General features: G+C 64.8%; 15 protein-coding genes, 2 rRNA genes and 2 pseudogenes (1 of these 19 cut by a window edge). 2 read left to right on the top strand and 17 right to left on the bottom strand.

From position 1 onward, the window contains the following. Position 1: 1 nt before the first annotated feature. Together PCQ86_RS06605 and xth are read left to right on the top strand one after the other, a co-directional pair. Positions 2-496, top strand: coding sequence for a dihydrofolate reductase (locus PCQ86_RS06605; RefSeq protein ID WP_270175131.1), 495 nt, complete (start codon positions 2-4; stop codon positions 494-496). Positions 497-566: 70 nt separating this feature from the next. Continuing rightward, on the top strand, positions 567-1,343 hold the full coding sequence (xth, locus tag PCQ86_RS06600) for an exodeoxyribonuclease III (RefSeq protein ID WP_011804626.1): 777 nt from the start codon (positions 567-569) through the stop codon (positions 1,341-1,343). Between the two features lie 40 nt (positions 1,344-1,383). Here the strand turns inward: xth and PCQ86_RS06595 are convergent, their stop codons facing one another. The 17 genes and pseudogenes from PCQ86_RS06595 to PCQ86_RS06515 all read right to left on the bottom strand — a co-directional run. Continuing rightward, positions 1,384-2,337 carry a ferritin-like domain-containing protein gene (locus PCQ86_RS06595; RefSeq protein WP_270175130.1) on the bottom strand — a complete coding sequence of 318 codons (954 nt, stop codon included), beginning with the start codon at positions 2,335-2,337 and terminating at the stop codon, positions 1,384-1,386. A 182-nt stretch (positions 2,338-2,519) separates the two neighbouring features. Continuing rightward, positions 2,520-4,055 (bottom strand): nitrogen regulation protein NR(I), encoded by a 1,536-nt coding sequence (gene ntrC, locus PCQ86_RS06590; protein WP_103738720.1) that lies wholly within the window; start codon positions 4,053-4,055, stop codon positions 2,520-2,522. 51 nt (positions 4,056-4,106) lie between these two features. Next, positions 4,107-5,177: a nitrogen regulation protein NR(II) gene (gene glnL / locus PCQ86_RS06585; protein ID WP_270175425.1), complete on the bottom strand. Its 1,071-nt coding sequence runs from the start codon at positions 5,175-5,177 to the stop codon at positions 4,107-4,109. 34 nt (positions 5,178-5,211) lie between these two features. Continuing rightward, complete coding sequence (locus PCQ86_RS06580) at positions 5,212-5,715, bottom strand: hypothetical protein (RefSeq protein WP_015912808.1); 504 nt, start codon at positions 5,713-5,715, stop codon at positions 5,212-5,214. 206 nt (positions 5,716-5,921) lie between these two features. Continuing rightward, a complete protein-coding gene (glnA, locus tag PCQ86_RS06575) occupies positions 5,922-7,337 on the bottom strand; it encodes a type I glutamate--ammonia ligase (RefSeq protein WP_047351607.1) in 1,416 nt (471 codons plus the stop codon). A gap of 156 nt (positions 7,338-7,493) precedes the next feature. Beyond that, positions 7,494-8,315: a competence/damage-inducible protein A gene (locus PCQ86_RS06570; protein WP_011804620.1), complete on the bottom strand. Its 822-nt coding sequence runs from the start codon at positions 8,313-8,315 to the stop codon at positions 7,494-7,496. After that, positions 8,312-9,214, bottom strand: a complete 903-nt coding sequence (locus PCQ86_RS06565) for an EI24 domain-containing protein (protein ID WP_011804619.1) — start codon at positions 9,212-9,214, stop codon at positions 8,312-8,314. Before PCQ86_RS06565 ends, PCQ86_RS06570 begins: the two co-directional genes overlap by 4 nt. Before the next feature lie 15 nt (positions 9,215-9,229). Then, positions 9,230-10,228 carry a sterol desaturase family protein gene (locus PCQ86_RS06560; RefSeq protein WP_011804618.1) on the bottom strand — a complete coding sequence of 333 codons (999 nt, stop codon included), beginning with the start codon at positions 10,226-10,228 and terminating at the stop codon, positions 9,230-9,232. Positions 10,229-10,278: 50 nt separating this feature from the next. Continuing rightward, positions 10,279-10,803 (bottom strand): annotated as a pseudogene (locus tag PCQ86_RS06555) (polysaccharide deacetylase family protein); the annotation flags it as partial. Between the two features lie 48 nt (positions 10,804-10,851). Beyond that, the gene (gene tnpC / locus PCQ86_RS06550) at positions 10,852-12,363 is read right to left on the bottom strand and encodes an IS66 family transposase (protein ID WP_442874517.1); all 1,512 of its coding nucleotides are present in this window, start codon (positions 12,361-12,363) and stop codon (positions 10,852-10,854) included. Between the two features lie 88 nt (positions 12,364-12,451). Then, positions 12,452-12,784 carry an IS66 family insertion sequence element accessory protein TnpB gene (gene tnpB, locus PCQ86_RS06545; protein ID WP_270174759.1) on the bottom strand — a complete coding sequence of 111 codons (333 nt, stop codon included), beginning with the start codon at positions 12,782-12,784 and terminating at the stop codon, positions 12,452-12,454. Beyond that, positions 12,781-13,332, bottom strand: a complete 552-nt coding sequence (locus tag PCQ86_RS06540) for a transposase (protein ID WP_270174758.1) — start codon at positions 13,330-13,332, stop codon at positions 12,781-12,783. The genes tnpB and PCQ86_RS06540 overlap by 4 nt, the downstream gene beginning before the upstream one ends. Positions 13,333-13,413: 81 nt before the next feature. Then, a pseudogene (locus tag PCQ86_RS06535) lies at positions 13,414-13,734 on the bottom strand (polysaccharide deacetylase family protein); the annotation flags it as partial. Then, positions 13,721-14,695: a YVTN family beta-propeller repeat protein gene (locus tag PCQ86_RS06530; protein WP_442874547.1), complete on the bottom strand. Its 975-nt coding sequence runs from the start codon at positions 14,693-14,695 to the stop codon at positions 13,721-13,723. The pseudogene PCQ86_RS06535 and the gene PCQ86_RS06530, both read right to left, overlap by 14 nt. Positions 14,696-14,854: 159 nt before the next feature. Continuing rightward, on the bottom strand, positions 14,855-15,592 hold the full coding sequence (locus PCQ86_RS06525) for a 16S rRNA pseudouridine(516) synthase (RefSeq protein WP_103738717.1): 738 nt from the start codon (positions 15,590-15,592) through the stop codon (positions 14,855-14,857). A 74-nt stretch (positions 15,593-15,666) separates the two neighbouring features. After that, positions 15,667-15,779: ribosomal RNA gene (rrf, locus tag PCQ86_RS06520) — 5S ribosomal RNA — on the bottom strand. 120 nt (positions 15,780-15,899) lie between these two features. After that, positions 15,900-16,750, bottom strand: a 23S ribosomal RNA gene (locus PCQ86_RS06515); it runs 2,025 nt beyond the window's last position.

The raw sequence follows: 16,750 nt of genomic DNA, 5'->3' as shown, positions 1-16,750 counted from the left end.
AATGCAAACTGCCCTCATCTACGCGCGCGCCGCCAACGGCGTGATCGGCAAGGACGGCACCATGCCCTGGCATTTGCCCGAAGACCTGGCGCATTTCAAGGCGCTCACCCAGGGCCACCCGGTGATCATGGGCCGCAAGACCTGGGACTCGCTGCCCCCGCGCTTTCGGCCGCTGCCGGGCCGCGCCAACATCGTCGTGACTCGCCAGGCCGACTGGCAGGAAAGCGGCGCCCAGCGCGCGTCCAGCCTGCCTGAGGCACTCGCCTTGGCCCAGCAGTCCGGCAGCACCACGGCATGGGTCATCGGCGGCGCGCAGATCTACACCCAGGCACTGCCCCTGGCGGCGCGCGTCGAGGTGACCGAGATCGCGCAGGACTACGAGGGCGATGCCTGCGCGCCGGCCCTGGGACCTGAATGGGTGGAAACGGCTCGCAGCAGCCATGTGGGCGCGGGCGGCCTGCCCTACGCCTTCGTGACCTTCGAGCGCCGCGGCTGACGCCCCGCCTTTATCACTCTATTTTTGATAGCTGCTTGCGCTTGCTGGACAAGCGCTGGAGGCCAAAAAAATGCAAATCGCCACCTGGAACATCAATTCCCTTTCCGTGCGCCTGCCGCAGGTGTTGGCCTGGCTGGAGGCCAACCCCGTGGACGCCATTGGCCTGCAAGAGCTCAAGCTGGTGGACGAGAAATTCCCGCACGACGCCTTCGAAGCAGCGGGCTACCACGCGGTGTGCTTCGGCCAGAAGACCTATAACGGCGTGGCCATCCTCAGCCGCACGCCGCTGCGCGACGTGGTGCGCAATATCCCGGGCCATGGCGACGAGCAGGCCCGCGTCATCGCCGCTACGCTGGATACGCCTGAAGGCCCGCTGCGCCTGGTGAACTGCTACTTTGTGAATGGCCAGGCGCCAGGGACCGAGAAGTTCAGCTACAAGCTGCTGTGGCTGGAGGCGCTGCGCGACTGGCTGCGCACCGAGCTGGCCGCGCATCCACGGCTGGTGCTGGTGGGCGACTTCAATGTCGCCCCCGAGGACCGCGACTCCTTCGATCCCGTGGGCTTGAAGGACACCATCCACCACACGGTAGAGGAGCGCCAGCACTTCCAGGACTTGCTGGGGCTGGGTCTGACCGACGCCTTCCGCCTGTTCGATCAGCCCGAGAAGAGCTACTCGTGGTGGGACTACCGCATGCTGGGGTTTCAGAAGAACCGCGGGCTGCGCATCGACCACATCCTGGTCAGCGCTGCGCTGCGGCCCTCCGTGACGGCCTGCCGCATCGACCGCGCGCCGCGCAAAAATCCGCAGCCCAGCGACCACGCGCCGGTCGTGGTGTCGCTGGGCTGAGGTGGCCAACGCGGGTGACAGGCGCCCGCGCTGAAGGCCATCAGGACGCAGCCTGGTAACGGTTGCGCAGCGCGCGCACTTCGTTGTGGTTGCGCTTCACGCCCTGGGCCTGGCGCTCGACCAGGGCGCGCACGGCGGGTGGCAGTGCGTTCTCCAGCGCCTTGTTGTAGCGGGCCACGGCCACGTCCTCGCCGCGCTCGCACTCTTCCAGCACGGCCTTGTCGTCATAGGTACTCAGCGCCGCCTTCACCGACACCCAGCCGCGGTGCAGCGCGCCGGCCATGGTGCCGCCGCTGGAGGGCTCGCCGCCGTGGCTGCGGATCGCGCTCTCCAGCTCCGTGGCGGCGGTTGCGCATTCCTGGGCGCGGCGCTCCAGCAGGCTCTTGAGTTCGGGCGATTCCGCACGCTCGGCCGAGGTGCGAAACCCGTACTCGCCGTCGCGGCTGCATTCCAGCAGATCGTCCAGCACGTCCACCACGTCCTCGTTGTCCATCAGCGTGGCGCCTGCCGCGGTGCCCGACGCGGTCACCGTGGGGTTGCGGCGCACGCGGTCCCACGCGGCGCGCGCGGCGGGCTGGGCCTGCGCCCATTCCAGCGAGCTTTGGGCACGGGCGCGGCCCCAGTCGCGCGACAGTTCGGGCTCTACCGTTTCAAAATCACCGGGGTAGCGGCTGGCGGCACTCCAGCCCATCTCATAGGCGGGGCGGTATTCTTCGTAGGCCCGGCCGGTCACGTAGTACGGTTCGCGCTGGTAGGTTTCACGCCAGTAGGCGTCCTCGGCCGTGGGGTTGACCGCCTCGGCCGCCGCCTTGCCGGCCAGACCGCCGACAACGGCTCCCGCCACACCGCCCACGGCAGCACCGATGGGGCCGCCGATAGCGCCGGTGGCGGCGCCCGCAACGGCTCCGCCCGCGGCGCCTACGCCCGTGCCGATGGGGTGGGCCCCCGGTTCGTTGGTCAGGGGGTCACGATTGGCATCCTTGAAATCCGACATGTATCGACTCCGGTTGGTTGAACAATGAATTCATTGTTGAAGCCCCCCCGGGCACCATCGGGTCGGTGACGGCAGCCCCTGCCTGTAGGACTCACGCGCACGCTGTGCATGCGCGCCACCAGGTCTTATGCTATCGAATCAATAGCTACTAGCGCTTTTCCTCAAAGCGCCAGCGCCTTGTTTCACTCATCATCGTGCGCATCCAGGCCCAGTTCCTGGATCTTGCGCGTGATGGTGTTGCGGCCGATGCCCAGGCGCTGCGCTGCTTCCATGCGCCGCCCGTGCGTGGCCTGCAGCGCCGTGCGGATCAGGCGCGACTCGAAACGCCGCGTGAGCACGTCCCACACGTCGGCCTGGCCGCTGCGCAGCAGCTGCTGGGCCTCGCTCACCAGCGCGGGCTCCCAGCCCATGCCATCCAGGGCCGCAGCCTGGTCGGTGCGCGTGCCCGCCGGCGCAGGCGGCAGCGCGGGGGCCGACGCGCTCGTCGCGCCAGCGGCGACCTCGTCCGCCACGCCCTGCAACGGCGCGGCGGGATGCGGCGTGGCCTCCAGCACCTCGGGCGGCAGATCCTGCGCCGAGATGACCTGCGCGGGCGCCATCACCGTCAGCCAGTGGCAGATGTTCTCCAGCTGGCGCACGTTGCCGGGGAAGGCAAAGCGTGTGAGCAGGGCCAGCGCCGCGTCGGAGATGCGCTTGGGCTCCACGCCCAGTTGCCGTGCGCTGCGCTGCAGGAAGTAGCGCGTCAGCATGGCCACGTCTTCGCTGCGCTCGCGCAGCGCCGGCAGGCGCAGGCGGATCACGTTGAGGCGGTGAAAGAGGTCCTCGCGGAAGGCCCCATCCTTCACGCGCTGCTCCAGGTTCTGGTGCGTAGCGGCGATCACGCGCACATTGGCCTTCACGGCGGCATGGCCACCCACGCGGTAGAACTGCCCGTCCGACAGCACACGCAGCAGGCGCGTCTGCAGGTCGAAGGGCATGTCGCCGATTTCGTCGAGGAACAGCGTGCCGCCCTCGGCCTGCTCGAAGCGCCCGCGCCGCTGCGTCTGCGCGCCCGTGAAGGCGCCGCGCTCATGGCCGAAGAGTTCACTCTCCAGCAGGTCCTTCGGGATGGCCGCAGTGTTGATGGCCACGAAGGGCCCACCCGCCACGGGCGAGTGCTTGTGCAGCGCGCGTGCCACGAGTTCCTTGCCCGAGCCGGATTCGCCCGTGATCAGCACCGTGACCACGCTCTGGCTCAGCCGGCCGATGGCGCGGAACACGTCCTGCATGGCGGGTGCCTGGCCCAGCATCTCGGGCATGGCGGTGAGCTGCTGCTCGGCGACCTCCTCGCGCTGGCTCTCCTCCACGGCGCGGCGGATCAGCTCCACCGCCTTGGGCAGGTCGAACGGCTTGGGCAGGTATTCGAAGGCGCCGCCCTGGAAGGCGGACACGGCGCTGTCCAGGTCGGAATACGCCGTCATCACGATGACCGGCAGACCAGGTTGCAGGCCGCGCACCTTCTCCAGCAATTGCAGGCCGGAGCCACCCGGCATGCGGATATCGCTCACCAGGACCTGCGGTCCCTGGTGGGTGGGGTCGCCCGCGGCCACATCGGCCAGCGCGTCCAGTACATCGCGCGCCTGCGTGAAGCTGCGCGTGGGCAGGTTTTCGCGCGCCAGCGCCTTTTCGAGGACGAAGCGGATCGAAGGGTCGTCGTCTACTATCCAGATCGGCTTCATGTGTTCCAGCTCCCTTTACCTTTACCCGTTGGGGTCGTGCGTGTCAGGGACTCAAGGCAGTGGTATGAGGATGCGGAAGTCGGTGCGGCCCGGCTGGCTCTCGCACTCAATGAGCCCATGGTGTCGCTGCACAAAGGTTTGCGCCAGCGTCAAGCCCAGTCCCGATCCCCCGTCCCGCCCCGTCACCAGCGGATAGAAGATCCGCTCCTTGATGGCTTCGGGCACGCCCGGTCCGTTGTCGATGACATGCAATTCCAATGCCAGCCGGTAGCGTTGGCGCCCGAACGTGACCTGCCGCGCCACGCGCGTGCGCAGCGTGATGACCGCGTCGCCCGCGGCAATGCGCTCGTGCAACGCCTGCGCCGCGTTCTGCACGATGTTCAGCACGGCCTGGATGAGCTGCGCGCGGTCGCCGCGAAACTCAGGGATGGAGGTGTCATAGTCGCGCAGCACGGCCAGGCCCTGCGGATGCTCAACCAGTACCAGGGAGCGCACGCGCTCGCAGACTTCGTGGATATTCACATCGCCGACGAGGTGCGGGTGGCGGTGCGGCGCCAGCAGCCGATCCACCAGGCTTTGCAGGCGGTCGGCCTCGTGGATGATGACCTGGGTGTACTCGGTCAGGTCGCGGCTTTCCAGCTCCATCTCCAGCAGCTGCGCCGCCCCTCGGATGCCGCCCAGCGGGTTCTTGATCTCGTGCGCCAGATTGCGGATCAGCTCCTTGTTGGCCTGCGCCTGCTCGCGCAGCCGCTCCTCGCGGTCCTGGCGCGCCTGCGCCTCCAGGGGCCACAGCTCCACGATCACGTCGCCGCTGTGCTCCACCACCGCCACGCTGGCGTGCACCGGCAAAGGCTCCTGCGGCGAGCGGCGCAGCACGGCTTCGAAGCGCAGCGCCGCGAAGTCGCGCCCGCGCGCGCCGGCCAGCGCCGTCTGCAGGATGGTCGGATCGGTGAACAGGCCGGCGAAGTCCACGCCTTCCAGCGTGCGGCGCGACAGGCCCAGGGCGTTTTCCAGCGCTGCGTTGACGAAGAGGACCGCCCCGCCGGGGTGCAGCACGGCAATCAGCGTGGAGACGAGGTCCAGCGCCTGGTAGCGGTCCGTTGGGGTGGGCTCTTGGATGATCGCGCCTTTGTGCCGCACGCAGGGACCGCGGCGCTTACTTGTTCAGGCGCGAGAGTTCGCGCTTGATGCCGGCCACATCGGCCTCGGCCCGGGCCACACTGGCCTTGAGCTCGGCCGTGCGCTCGATGTAGCCCTGCGGGTTGCGCAGCTCCAGCGCCGTGCGCTGGGGCGAGCCGTCGTTGTACTCCTTGCGCAACTCGGCCAGGCGGGTTTCCGCCTTGCTCAGTTCAGACTCCAGGATGGCGCGCGCATCGGCGTCGCGCGCACGTTGGTCGGCCGCGCCCACGCGCGGAGCGTTCGCGGGCGAACTGCTGGCGCTGGCACCGGAAGCGCCGGCGCTGCCGCCCGAGGAGGCCGCCGCCGGGCGCGAACCCTGCAGCACCGTCACATTGCCACCTTCCACGAGCTTGCAGCCGCGCTCCTTGGCCTGCGTGGCGTTGTTGGTGTATTCGTTGCCGCAGCGGTAAATGCGGTCCTGCGCCCAAGCGGGCTGCAGCACGGCGGCGATAACGGTCAGGGCGAACAAAGTGCTTTTCATCGAATTCCTCACATGGCATGCGTCGGGCATGCGCGGTGCCGGTGAGTATCCCCCAATCACTCCAACCCGCCAATTGCGACGGCCCAACGCTGCGGTTTTGGTGCGACGGGCTGCCGTGTTCCGTCAACCACGCATGCAGCCCATCCATAGAAAAAGGCGGCCGGAGCCGCCTTGTTGACAACAGCCGGGGGCCTGAGCCCCTGCCATCACAGCGAGTAGTACATGTCGTACTCGACGGGATGCACGGCCATGCGGAAGCGCGTGACTTCCTGCATCTTCAGCTCGATGTAGGCGTCGAGCATGGAGTCGGTGAACACGCCGCCCTTGGTCAGGAACGCGCGGTCCTTGTCCAGCGCTTCCAGCGCCTGGTCCAGGCTGTGGCACACGGTGGGCACCAGCTTGTCTTCCTCCGGCGGCAGGTGGTACAGGTCCTTGGTAGCGGCTTCGCCCGGGTGGATCTTGTTTTCCACGCCGTCCAGACCCGCCATCAGCAGGGCCGCAAAGCCCAGGTAGGGGTTCATCAGCGGATCGGGGAAGCGCGCTTCCACGCGGCGGCCCTTCGGGTTGGCCACGAACGGGATGCGGATGGAGGCCGAGCGGTTCTTGGCCGAGTAGGCCAGCTTCACCGGCGCCTCGAAGTGCGGCACCAGGCGCTTGTAGCTATTGGTGCCCGGGTTCGTGATGGCGTTCAGTGCGCGAGCGTGCTTGATGATGCCGCCAATGTAGTACAGCGCGAAGTCCGACAGACCCGCATAGCCGTCGCCGGCGAACAGGTTCTTGCCGTCCTTCCAGACCGACTGGTGCACGTGCATGCCCGAGCCGTTGTCGCCGTGGTAGGGCTTGGGCATGAAGGTGGCGGTCTTGCCGTAGGCATTGGCCACGTTGTGGATCACGTACTTCTGCAGCATGGTCCAGTCGGCACGCTCCACCAGCGTGCTGAACCGGGTGCCGATCTCGTTCTGGCCGGCACCGGCCACTTCGTGGTGGAACACCTCGACCGGAATGCCCAGGGATTCAAGGATCAGGGACATCTCTGCGCGCATGTCCTGCGTGCTGTCGACCGGGGGCACGGGGAAGTAGCCGCCCTTGGTGGTGGGACGGTGGCCGCGGTTGCCACCTTCGAGCTTGGCGCCGGTGTTCCAGGGGGCTTCGTACTCTTCGATCTCGTAGAAGGTGTGGTTGGGATCGGTGCTCCAGCGCACGCCGTCGAAGATGAAGAACTCGGGCTCCGGGCCGAAGTAGGCCGTGTCGCCCATGCCGGAGGCCTTCAGGTACGCCTCGGCACGCTTGGCGATGGAGCGCGGGTCGCGGTCGTAGGCCTTGCCGTCGGCCGGCTCCACCACGTCGCACGCCATGATCATGGTGGTTTCTTCGAAGAACGGGTCGATGTTGGCGGTGTTCGGATCGGGCATGAGCAGCATGTCCGACGCCTCGATACCCTTCCAGCCGGCGACCGACGAGCCGTCGAACGCATGGCCCGAGGCGAACTTGTCTTCGTCAAAGTGCGAGATCGGCACGGTGACGTGCTGTTCCTTGCCGCGGGTATCCGTGAAGCGGAAGTCCACGAACTTGACTTCGTTTTCCTTCACCATCTTCATCACGTCTGCAACGGTCTTGGCCATCAGGGTTCTCCAGGGATAGAAGTGCTCATCAACAATGATGCGCACAGAAAAGCAGTTTGCGTGCCAGCGAATGGGGACACCCGTACGGGGCAAGCCGGGCGCAGAGCCCTGCGACGGCGCACCAAACGCGTGCAGGATTTTAAGTGGTCCGCCTTCTTACCATTTGCGCACCATTTCAGGGCCCATGGATGCACCTGTTTGGTGCAAACCTTCCTGCAGTGCCTGCCACGCGGCAGGCACCAAGGCAGCGGCCCCCTTGACGCCCAATTCCACATGGCGCCCGTGCACCGGATGGTCCACGCTCGGCAGGCTGAACACCTTGATCCCCGGGTGTCCGGCCTCGATCCGCTCCATGAGCGGCGTCAGCGCGGCTTCCATTGCGCCATAAAGCACGACGGAGCGCTCCATCTGCGGCTGCTGGTTGAACCACGGGGCACAGTAATGCTGGAGTGCCCAGTCCACCATAGGCCAGGCCATGACCGGGAACCCCGGCACGAAATGCACCATGCCGCCCCCAGGGCCGTCACACGAGAAGCCGGGGATCTTGTTGTAAGGGTTGGGAATGATGCGCGCGCCCTCAGGAAAAACGCCCATGTTCAGCCGATGCAGATTGTCGGCGCGGTCGGGGTCGAACGCCTCGCCCTGCTCCCGTGCCACATCCTGCATGCGCTCGGTGATCAGGCGCTTGGCCTCGGGGTGCAGGACCAACGGGCGCTGCAGCGCGGCCGCCGCGCACTGGCGTGTGTGGTCGTCGGGAGTGGCACCAATGCCGCCGCAGCTGAACACGATGTCCGACGAGGCAAAGGCCCGCTGCAGCGCCGCCGTGATGCGCGGACGGTCGTCGCCTACGTAGTCCGCATAGGACAGCGCAAGCCCGCGTGCCGCAAGCAGTTCGATGACCTTGGCGAGGTGCTTGTCCGCCCGCTTGCCCGAGAGGATTTCATCGCCAACGATGATGAGGCCGAAAGCCGGTGTCATGGGTTGTCCTGCAGGTGAGACGAGGATGGCAAAGAAGGCGCTGGCGTTGCGGGCGCGGCGGTTGCAGGCGTATCGCCCGGCGGGCGTTCGCCTCGCTGCTCGCGCAGCTGTTGCAGCGCGGCCAGACAGAAATGCGTGAACCACAGCGATGAGAAGGCGAACACCAGCGTGTAGATCCAGATGGCGATCGGCACTAGGACGAGGAACGCCGCTGCGAACACCACTCCCGACGCCCAGACAATGCCGGGCGCGGCCCCTAGAAATCCGCTCAGCACGCCAATGCTCAGCAGGCTGAGCTGATGGCGCTTGAAAATCTCCTGCCGCTCCGGCTTGCTCGCGTGTTCGGCCAGTGCGTCAAAGGCCATGACACGGTAGGTGAGCCATCCCCAGATGAGCGGAGGCAGGATCAACACCAGCGGCGGGACCAGCCACAGCGGCATGGACAGCACCAGCGCAATGAGCGCCGCGATGGTCGACCCCAGAGACCACAGCACGCTGGCAAGGAATGAACCGCCCCGCTTGCGCTGCAGTTGCGCAAAACGCCGCTGCGCCACCAGAGTCACGATGGCAGGGGCCATCAATACGGCCACCGCGAGCACGCAGACAATGACGATCAGTGGCGTGGCGCCCATGAGCACCAGCAGCGGCGCTAGCGCCACGGGCAGGTTATCCACGCCAAAGTTGTGCAGCCACCCCCACAGCAGGCCCAGCCAGGTGGAGCTTTCCAGCGCCGTCTGCGTCCAGGCCACGGCAGTTGTCCAGAACAGGTAGCCGCCGCCCAGCGCCACCACCGTGATCAGCACCAGCGGCAACAGCGACAGCGCAATGACGCGCGGCATCAGGCAATAGCCCACTGCGCGCCAGAAGGAATCGATGAAAAGCCCCATGCGCGCGAGCATAGCGCGATCGGCTCTCTACGCCCGCCCCACCAGCCGCAGCAGGCCGCGCCACTGCTGCGCCCAGAACCCCCGCCCGTAATCACGCACGCGGCCGTCCGCGTCCGCCTCCACCTGGTCGCGCACGCCCGTGGGCTCGTAGCGATGCTCGAAGTTGGCCGTACCGAACAACATGTCCCACCACGGCAACAACACGCCGAAGTTGTTGCCCCCGGGCACTGCCGCATGCAGGTGCTGATCGGTTCCCTGCCCAGGTGCAGCTTCAGGGCCCACGCTCATGGCGTGGTGCATGCGGTGGAAACGCGGGCTGACCCACAGGCGCTCGCCCACTTGGCCGAACCACAGGCGCAGGTTGGCGTGGTGCAGGTTCTCGCTGAGCTGAGTGAGGGCCACGATGGCGACAAACTGCCCCGGCGCCACACCGATGCACTGCGCGACGAACACGATGATGGCATCGCGCAGCAGATCGTCCAGCAGATGGTTGCGGTTGTCGCTCCACATCGTCATCTGCCGCTGCGAATGGTGGAGCGCATGCAGCCTCCACCACCATTCAAAGCGGTGCTGGCCGCGGTGGATCCCATAGTCCACGAAGTCGAACACCAGCAGGTACAGCAGCAGGCTCACGACGGGCAAGTCGGAGACACCCGGCCAGAGCGCATCAAGCTGCAGGGTCTTCCAGCCATGGGCGCGCAGGGCGCCAAACAGTGCATTCCACAGAGGCTCCGTGGTGAAGAACAGTGCCAGGCGAAAAAGACCCAGGCGATGGATCAGCGTGTAAAGCATGTCCACGTGCACGGCACCACGGTCGCGCAACGGCTCCACCGGGCGCCAACGCTCCAAAGGCCCGATCACCGCGACCATCACCCCCAGTTGCAGCAGTCCCACCAGCAGCCACCCGGTGGCGGCATAACCGTCCTCCAGCACATTGGCCTGGCCCAGCATGAAGAGCGCGGGCTGTACCAGCGTCTCGAACAGCCATTGCTGCGCGGTATCGAATAAATAGGTCAGCCCTGACATGAGTCACCGTGGCGTTGCGTGGGTGCGCGGCAGCATAGCCGGGCGTTGTGTCATTTTCTCTGCGCTTGTGCTCCGTACACAGGATGCTCGCGCAGCGTGCGAAAGCACATGCCCCGCGCCTTCAGGCCTTTGACGAGAGGTTCCAGCACAGCGGGTGCCCATGGATCCTTGCGAGACCAGATGCCCAGATGCGCCAGCAGGATGTCGCCGTCACGAACGGTGCGCAACGCACGCTCCAGCAGGGCCGTATTGCTGTAGTGGTCGCTGGGCAGCTCGTCCCCGAGGAACCCTGCAGCACTCCATCCCACATGCGTATAACCGCAGGACTTGGCAGCCTCCAGCAGGCGCTGAGAGGTCTTGCCGCCCGGCGCGCGGAATAGCGGGAGCGGCTCCCGGCCCGTCAGGACACGCAACCGGCTCGCAGCGCCATCGATCTGTGCGCAGTATTGCGCCCCCGTCATCGTCAGGTCCTGACCTGCCTGAGGACCGGCCGATGGCCTGACCTTGAACCGCGGCTGCAGCGGCGTCCCCTGGTCGGCACGCCAGTACACATGGTGCAGCGTGTGCGATGCGTAAGCGCGCGGTAATCCCATGTTGACCGTTGTCGGTCACCCGGTTATTGATCAGACGATCAGAGCTTGCCAGCGGTGCGGCAAGAGCTCGTCGATACGGCTGGCCTTGTGCGTGGGCAGCCTTGTGAGCACATCCTTGAGGTAGGCATAGGGGTCATGCCCGTTCATTCGGGCCGACTGCACCAGGCTCATCACAGCAGCCGCACGCTGGCCCGCGCGCAGGCTGCCGGCGAACAGCCAGTTGCTCCTGCCAATGGCAATCGGCCGGATCTGGTTCTCGATCCAGTTGTTGTCCACGGGCAGTTGCCCGTCATCAACGAAGCGCGTCAGCGCAGTCCAGCGCCGCAGGCTGTAATCCAGGGCCCTGGCAGTCGCCGAGCTGTCTGGCAGCTTTTGCCGCTGCAATGTCATCCACTGGTGTAACGCATCCAGGATCGGCCTGGTGTGCTGCTGACGAATGGCTTTGCGTTGATCGGCGTTCAGTTCCTTGACCTCGCGCTCGATGTCATAGACCTTGGCGAACTGCTCCAGCGCGAACCCGGCAAGCTGGCTTTTGTTCGCCGCATGCAAGTCAAAGAATTTGCGCCGGGCGTGCGCCAGGCAGCCCACCTCGGTCACGCCGTTGGCGATCGTGACTTTGTAACCAGCAAAGTCGTCGCAGACCAGTGCCCCCTTCCAATCGCCCAGGAAGTGGCGCGCATGCTCGCCCGCTCTTGACTCGCAGAAGTCGTACACCACGGCCTTCATGTCTTCGAACGCGCCTGGCACGTAGGCCCAAAGGTAAGCCCGATGCGTCGCCCCTTTGCCGGGTTGGAGCATCTGCACCGGCGTTTCATCGGCGTGCAGCACACGGTGGCCGAGTATTTCCGCCTTGAGCGCATCCACTAGCGGCTGCAGCCGCACGCCGCAGGTGCCCACCCATTGCGCCAGGGTCGAGCGAGGGATGGCCAGACCGGCGCGCGCAAAGATGGTTTCCTGGCGGTACAGGGGCAGGTGGTCGGCGTACTTGGCCACCAGCACCTGGGCCAGCAGGCCCGCAGTCGGGATGCCCTTGTCGATCACATGCGCGTCGACTGGCACCTGGGTGATGGTCTCGCACTGGGCGCAGGCCCACTTGCCACGCACGTGGCGCTCCACCGTGAACACGCCGGGCACGTAGTCGAGCTTCTCGGCCACGTCTTCACCGATGCGTTTCATCGCACAGCCGCACTGGCAGGTGGTCGAATCGGGCTCGTGGCGGATCTCGCGGCGCGGCAGATGGGCCGGCAGGGGGTGGCGTTTGGGTTGCTGCTTGGCTTGGGGGGCTGGCGCCGCAGGCGGCTGCAGTTGCTCTATCTCGATGGCGACCGCCGCCAGGTCGGCCTCGATCTCGTCTTCGAGCAGGCTGCGCTGCTCGGCGTTGAAGCGTTCGGACTGGGCCGCGAACTTCATGCGCTTGAGCAGCGCGTTCTCGTGGGTGAGCTTGGCGTTGAGGGCCTGGCTGTGGCGCAGTTCGGTGAGCAGCCGCGTGGTCATCTCGCGCAGTTGCTCTGCGCTCAGATCATCCAGGGATTGCGGCTGCATCAACATGACAGGCAGTGTGCCAAGGAAGGCACTGCACTGTCATGCGCAGATCCACGGATTGCGCGCCGGCAGACCTGCCGCTCAGACTTCAAACCACGGTGATGATGCCCGCGTCCCCCATGCGTTGCCAGGGCAGGCCCAGCACCAGGGCATCGAGCTGATTGGACTCCAACTGCCACTGTTCATCGCCTGGTGCCGGCCAGATGAACTTGCCCTGGTGCAGACGGCGCGCGGCCAGCCAGATGCCGATGCCGTCGTGCACCAGCACCTTGATGCGGTTGGCGCGCTTGTTGGCGAACAGATAGGCGTGGTGGGGGTGGACGGCACCGAACACGGTGACCACCCGGGCCAGCGCCGTGTCGGTGCCGGCGCGCATGTCCAGCGGTGCCGTGGCCAGCCAGGCGGCGTCGATGCGGATCATTGCCGCAGCACCCGCAGCAAACCCTGCAATGCGCGGGAACACTCGGCAGCAGCGCCCACAGGCCAGTTGACCGTCACGAGGGTGCCGTGATGGCAGCACTCGATGCGGATGTCTGAGGAGGCAGCTGCCGATGCAGCACTGGTGGGGGCCGCCTGTGCACCCGCTGCCTGGGGAACCATCACTGGCGAGCCCAGTGTCATGGCGATGAAGGCGGGTGCGGGGTTGGCAAGCGCCGGATGAACCTGATGCGCTGGGGCACGAACAGGCTGTGCATTGGCCATTGGCTCAGCCGCTGCATCGTCGCAGTGTGGGGCGATGCCGGACGCATCGGCATGCGCGGTATCGCAGGCGCTCTGGTGCTGGCCCAGACGATGCTCCTTGAGCCAGCGATGCAGCACGTTGGCATTCATGCCATGTTCACGCGCCGTGGCGGCAATGGATGCGCCGGGCTGCTGGCACGCGGCGATCAGTTCAGCCTTGAATTGCGCGCTGTAGACCCGGCGAGTGCGGGGGACACAGGAGCGCGAGTTGGGAATCTCTTGAGACATGGTGTGCACGATGGTTTACGTGGACACGATGGTGCTTGCAATTGCTCATTCGGGGTAGATGGGGTGGCTGGACGGATACTGCGATGCGAACTCGTGCCCTTCTACAGCGCGCGCGCGCCACCAGGGCGCCCAGTAGCCATCCAGGCTGCTGCCGCCCGTCTGAGTCGGTTCGTCTGCGGCAAAGAAGGTCGCCTTGACCTGCTGGCGCTGCAGCACCTCGGCCACCAGATGCGCAACGCCCATGTGGCCAGTGTCAAAAGTCAGGTACACCGCGCCTTTGCAGTCATTTTGGCCTGTAGCGCTTGCTGGATAAGCGCAAGCAGCTATCAAAATTGAAGCACAACAAGTATGCCACGTCCGCCGTGCTCCGGGGGAGCGGCCGCGTGGCTCAGCGCTTGGCATGTCGGAGTGTCCAAACGCCGTGGGGAGACTTGCCCACTTGAACGGCCCGTGCCACCTTGCGCTCCACCGTGTCGATCACGAGCATCTTGCGCGCCCAGCGGGCGCTGACGTAGAGCCAGCGACCATCCGCCGAGACATCCATGCAGTCCGGCCCGCCGGGCGCCGGATAGCTATCCACCACGCGCAGCGCCTGCATGTCGATCTTGCTGATGGTATTGGCCACTCGGTTGCTCACGAACAGATGGCGACCGTCGCCCGCAGCGCGAAAGGCATGGGCGCCATCTCCCGTCTTGATGCGTTGCACGCTGCGCGGCTGCTCACCGGCAATATCGAAGACCTCCACCCTATCGCTGCCGGTAAGGCCGACAAAAAGATGCTTGCCGTCGGGACTGCCGTACACATCCGCCGGCATGGCACCTGTCTTCGTGCGCCACTTGATCTTTTGCGTCGATATATCGATGGCCACCAGCTCATCGCTGTCCTGCATGGTCGAATACACCGTGCGGCTGCCGGCATCGATCCACAGGTGGCTTGGCGTCTTGCCAGTGGACACGCGCTGCACGAGCGTGAGCTCCTTGCCGTCCCAACGGTAGAAGTCCACATGGTTGAGGCGGTTGGCGGCCGTGACCAGCCATTTCATGTCAGGTGAAAACCGCAAGTGGTAAGGATCCACGATCCCCCGCACCGTACGCTGCACTTGCGCTGTGGCCGGGTCCACGAAGGTCAGGCTATCGCCGAGCGCGTTGGCAACAATCAGCGATTTCTCGTCAGGCGTGAGGTACAGGTGGTGCGGCTCCTTGCCAGTGGCAATACGGCCGATTTCGGTCCAGGTCGCGGGGTCGATGACGCTGATGTCCGCCTGCAGCGAATTGAGAACGAACACCGGTGGCTCACTCGCACCAGCGGATGTTCCCCACACCAGCCAAGCAGCCCACCACGCGCATGCCACGCGCCTCATCATCTGATTGACCACCCTGCTCCCCTTCCTACTGGGCACCCGCCTGCGAACATTCGGACATCACTCACAGAAGTGACTTGCAGACAACGGACGCGATGTGCGCGACGTTGACGCAATCGCCTATTGGATCGCGACGGGCGCAGACCACTTGTCTGTCTTTCGCTACCGCAGCAGGGCGAGTTCCTCTTCGCCGAGCCAACGCCACTCCCCCGGCTGCATATCCGCCGGCAATGCCAAACGGCCGATGTGCGACCGATGCAAGGCTTCCACCCGATTGCCTACCGCGGCGATCATGCGCTTCACTTGGTGGTACTTTCCTTCCGTCAGGGTCAGGTCAAGCACATGCGCGTCGACTAGCGCGCAGGCAGCCGCCCGCACAGGGCGTGGGTCATCATCGAGCACCACACCTGCCAGCAAGCGGTCGACCTGCTCCTTGGTCAGCGGATGCTTGGCAGTCACACGGTACACCTTTGGCACATGCTTTTTGGGCGAACTCATGCGGTGGATGAATTGCCCATCGTCACTGAGTAACAGCAAACCGGTGGTGTCCTGGTCCAAGCGCCCCACGGCCTGCACACCATCTACAGAACCCTTGCTGGGCCTCTGCCTAAGCGGAGCGGGCAACAACGTGTAGATGCTGGGATAGGCCGATGGCTTTTGCGAACACTCGGTTCCTGCAGGCTTATGGAGCATGACATAGGCCCTGGGTTGGTATGGCCAATCCACTCCTTGAACGCGCAACACCAAACCTTCGACATCAATATCCTGCGTCGCGTCTTGGCAGATCGTGGGCTCTAGGGTGCCTGTCGCATGAATGGCAACTCTGCCCTGCTGAATCAAGCCGGCGCAAATGCGGCGCGTGCCGAATCCTTGCGAATAGAGAATGTCCTGAAGCTGCATGAAATACGGCGTTATCGCTGCAAAGCAAAACGCCCTCCCACTATGTTAGTGGGAGGGCGGTTTGGGCTGTAAGAGCCTGACGATGACCTACTTTCACACGGGAACCCGCACTATCATCGGCGCGAAGTCGTTTCACTGTCCTGTTCGGGATGGGAAGGAGTGGGACCAACTTGCTATGGTCATCAGGCATAAAGGGTTGCTGAGCAGTGAGGACTGCACAGCGAATTCATAGAGTCTGTGAATCAGCGTGGATTTGATTGCGTACTTGGCATAACAGTCTTGAACTGCGATTGGCAGTCAAAGTTATAGGGTCAAGCCGCACGGGCAATTAGTACTGGTTAGCTTAATGCATTGCTGCACTTCCACACCCAGCCTATCAACGTCGTGGTCTACAACGACCCTTCAGGGGGCTCAAGGCCCCGGCAGATCTCATCTTGAAACGAGTTTCCCGCTTAGATGCTTTCAGCGGTTATCTCTTCCACACTTAGCTACTCGGCAATGCCACTGGCGTGACAACCGATACACCAGAGGTGTGTCCACTCCGGTCCTCTCGTACTAGGAGCAGGCTTCCTCAAATCTGCAGCGCCCACGGAAGATAGGGACCAAACTGTCTCACGACGTTTTAAACCCAGCTCACGTACCTCTTTAAATGGCGAACAGCCATACCCTTGGGACCGACTACAGCCCCAGGATGAGATGAGCCGACATCGAGGTGCCAAACACCGCCGTCGATATGAACTCTTGGGCGGTATCAGCCTGTTATCCCCAGAGTACCTTTTATCCGTTGAGCGATGGCCCTTCCATACAGAACCACCGGATCACTATGTCCTGCTTTCGCATCTGCTCGACTTGTCAGTCTCGCAGTTAAGCACGCTTATGCCATTGCACTATCGTCACGATGTCCGACCGTAACTAGCGTACCTTCGAACTCCTCCGTTACGCTTTGGGAGGAGACCGCCCCAGTCAAACTGCCTACCATGCACTGTCCCCGATCCAGCTAATGGACCTAGGTTAGAACCTCAAACGCACCAGGGTGGTATTTCAACGTTGGCTCCATGAGATCTAGCGACCTCACTTCAAAGCCTCCCACCTATCCTACACAGATCCGTTCAAAGTCCAATACAAAGCTACAGTAAAGGTTCATGGGGTCTTTCCGTC

It is taken from the genome of Diaphorobacter sp. ED-3, from assembly GCF_027625375.1.
GTDB classification, from domain to species: domain Bacteria; phylum Pseudomonadota; class Gammaproteobacteria; order Burkholderiales; family Burkholderiaceae_C; genus Diaphorobacter; species Diaphorobacter nitroreducens.
Note: the sequence above shows the minus strand (reverse complement) of the source record. Positions and strands in the feature narration are given on the sequence as shown.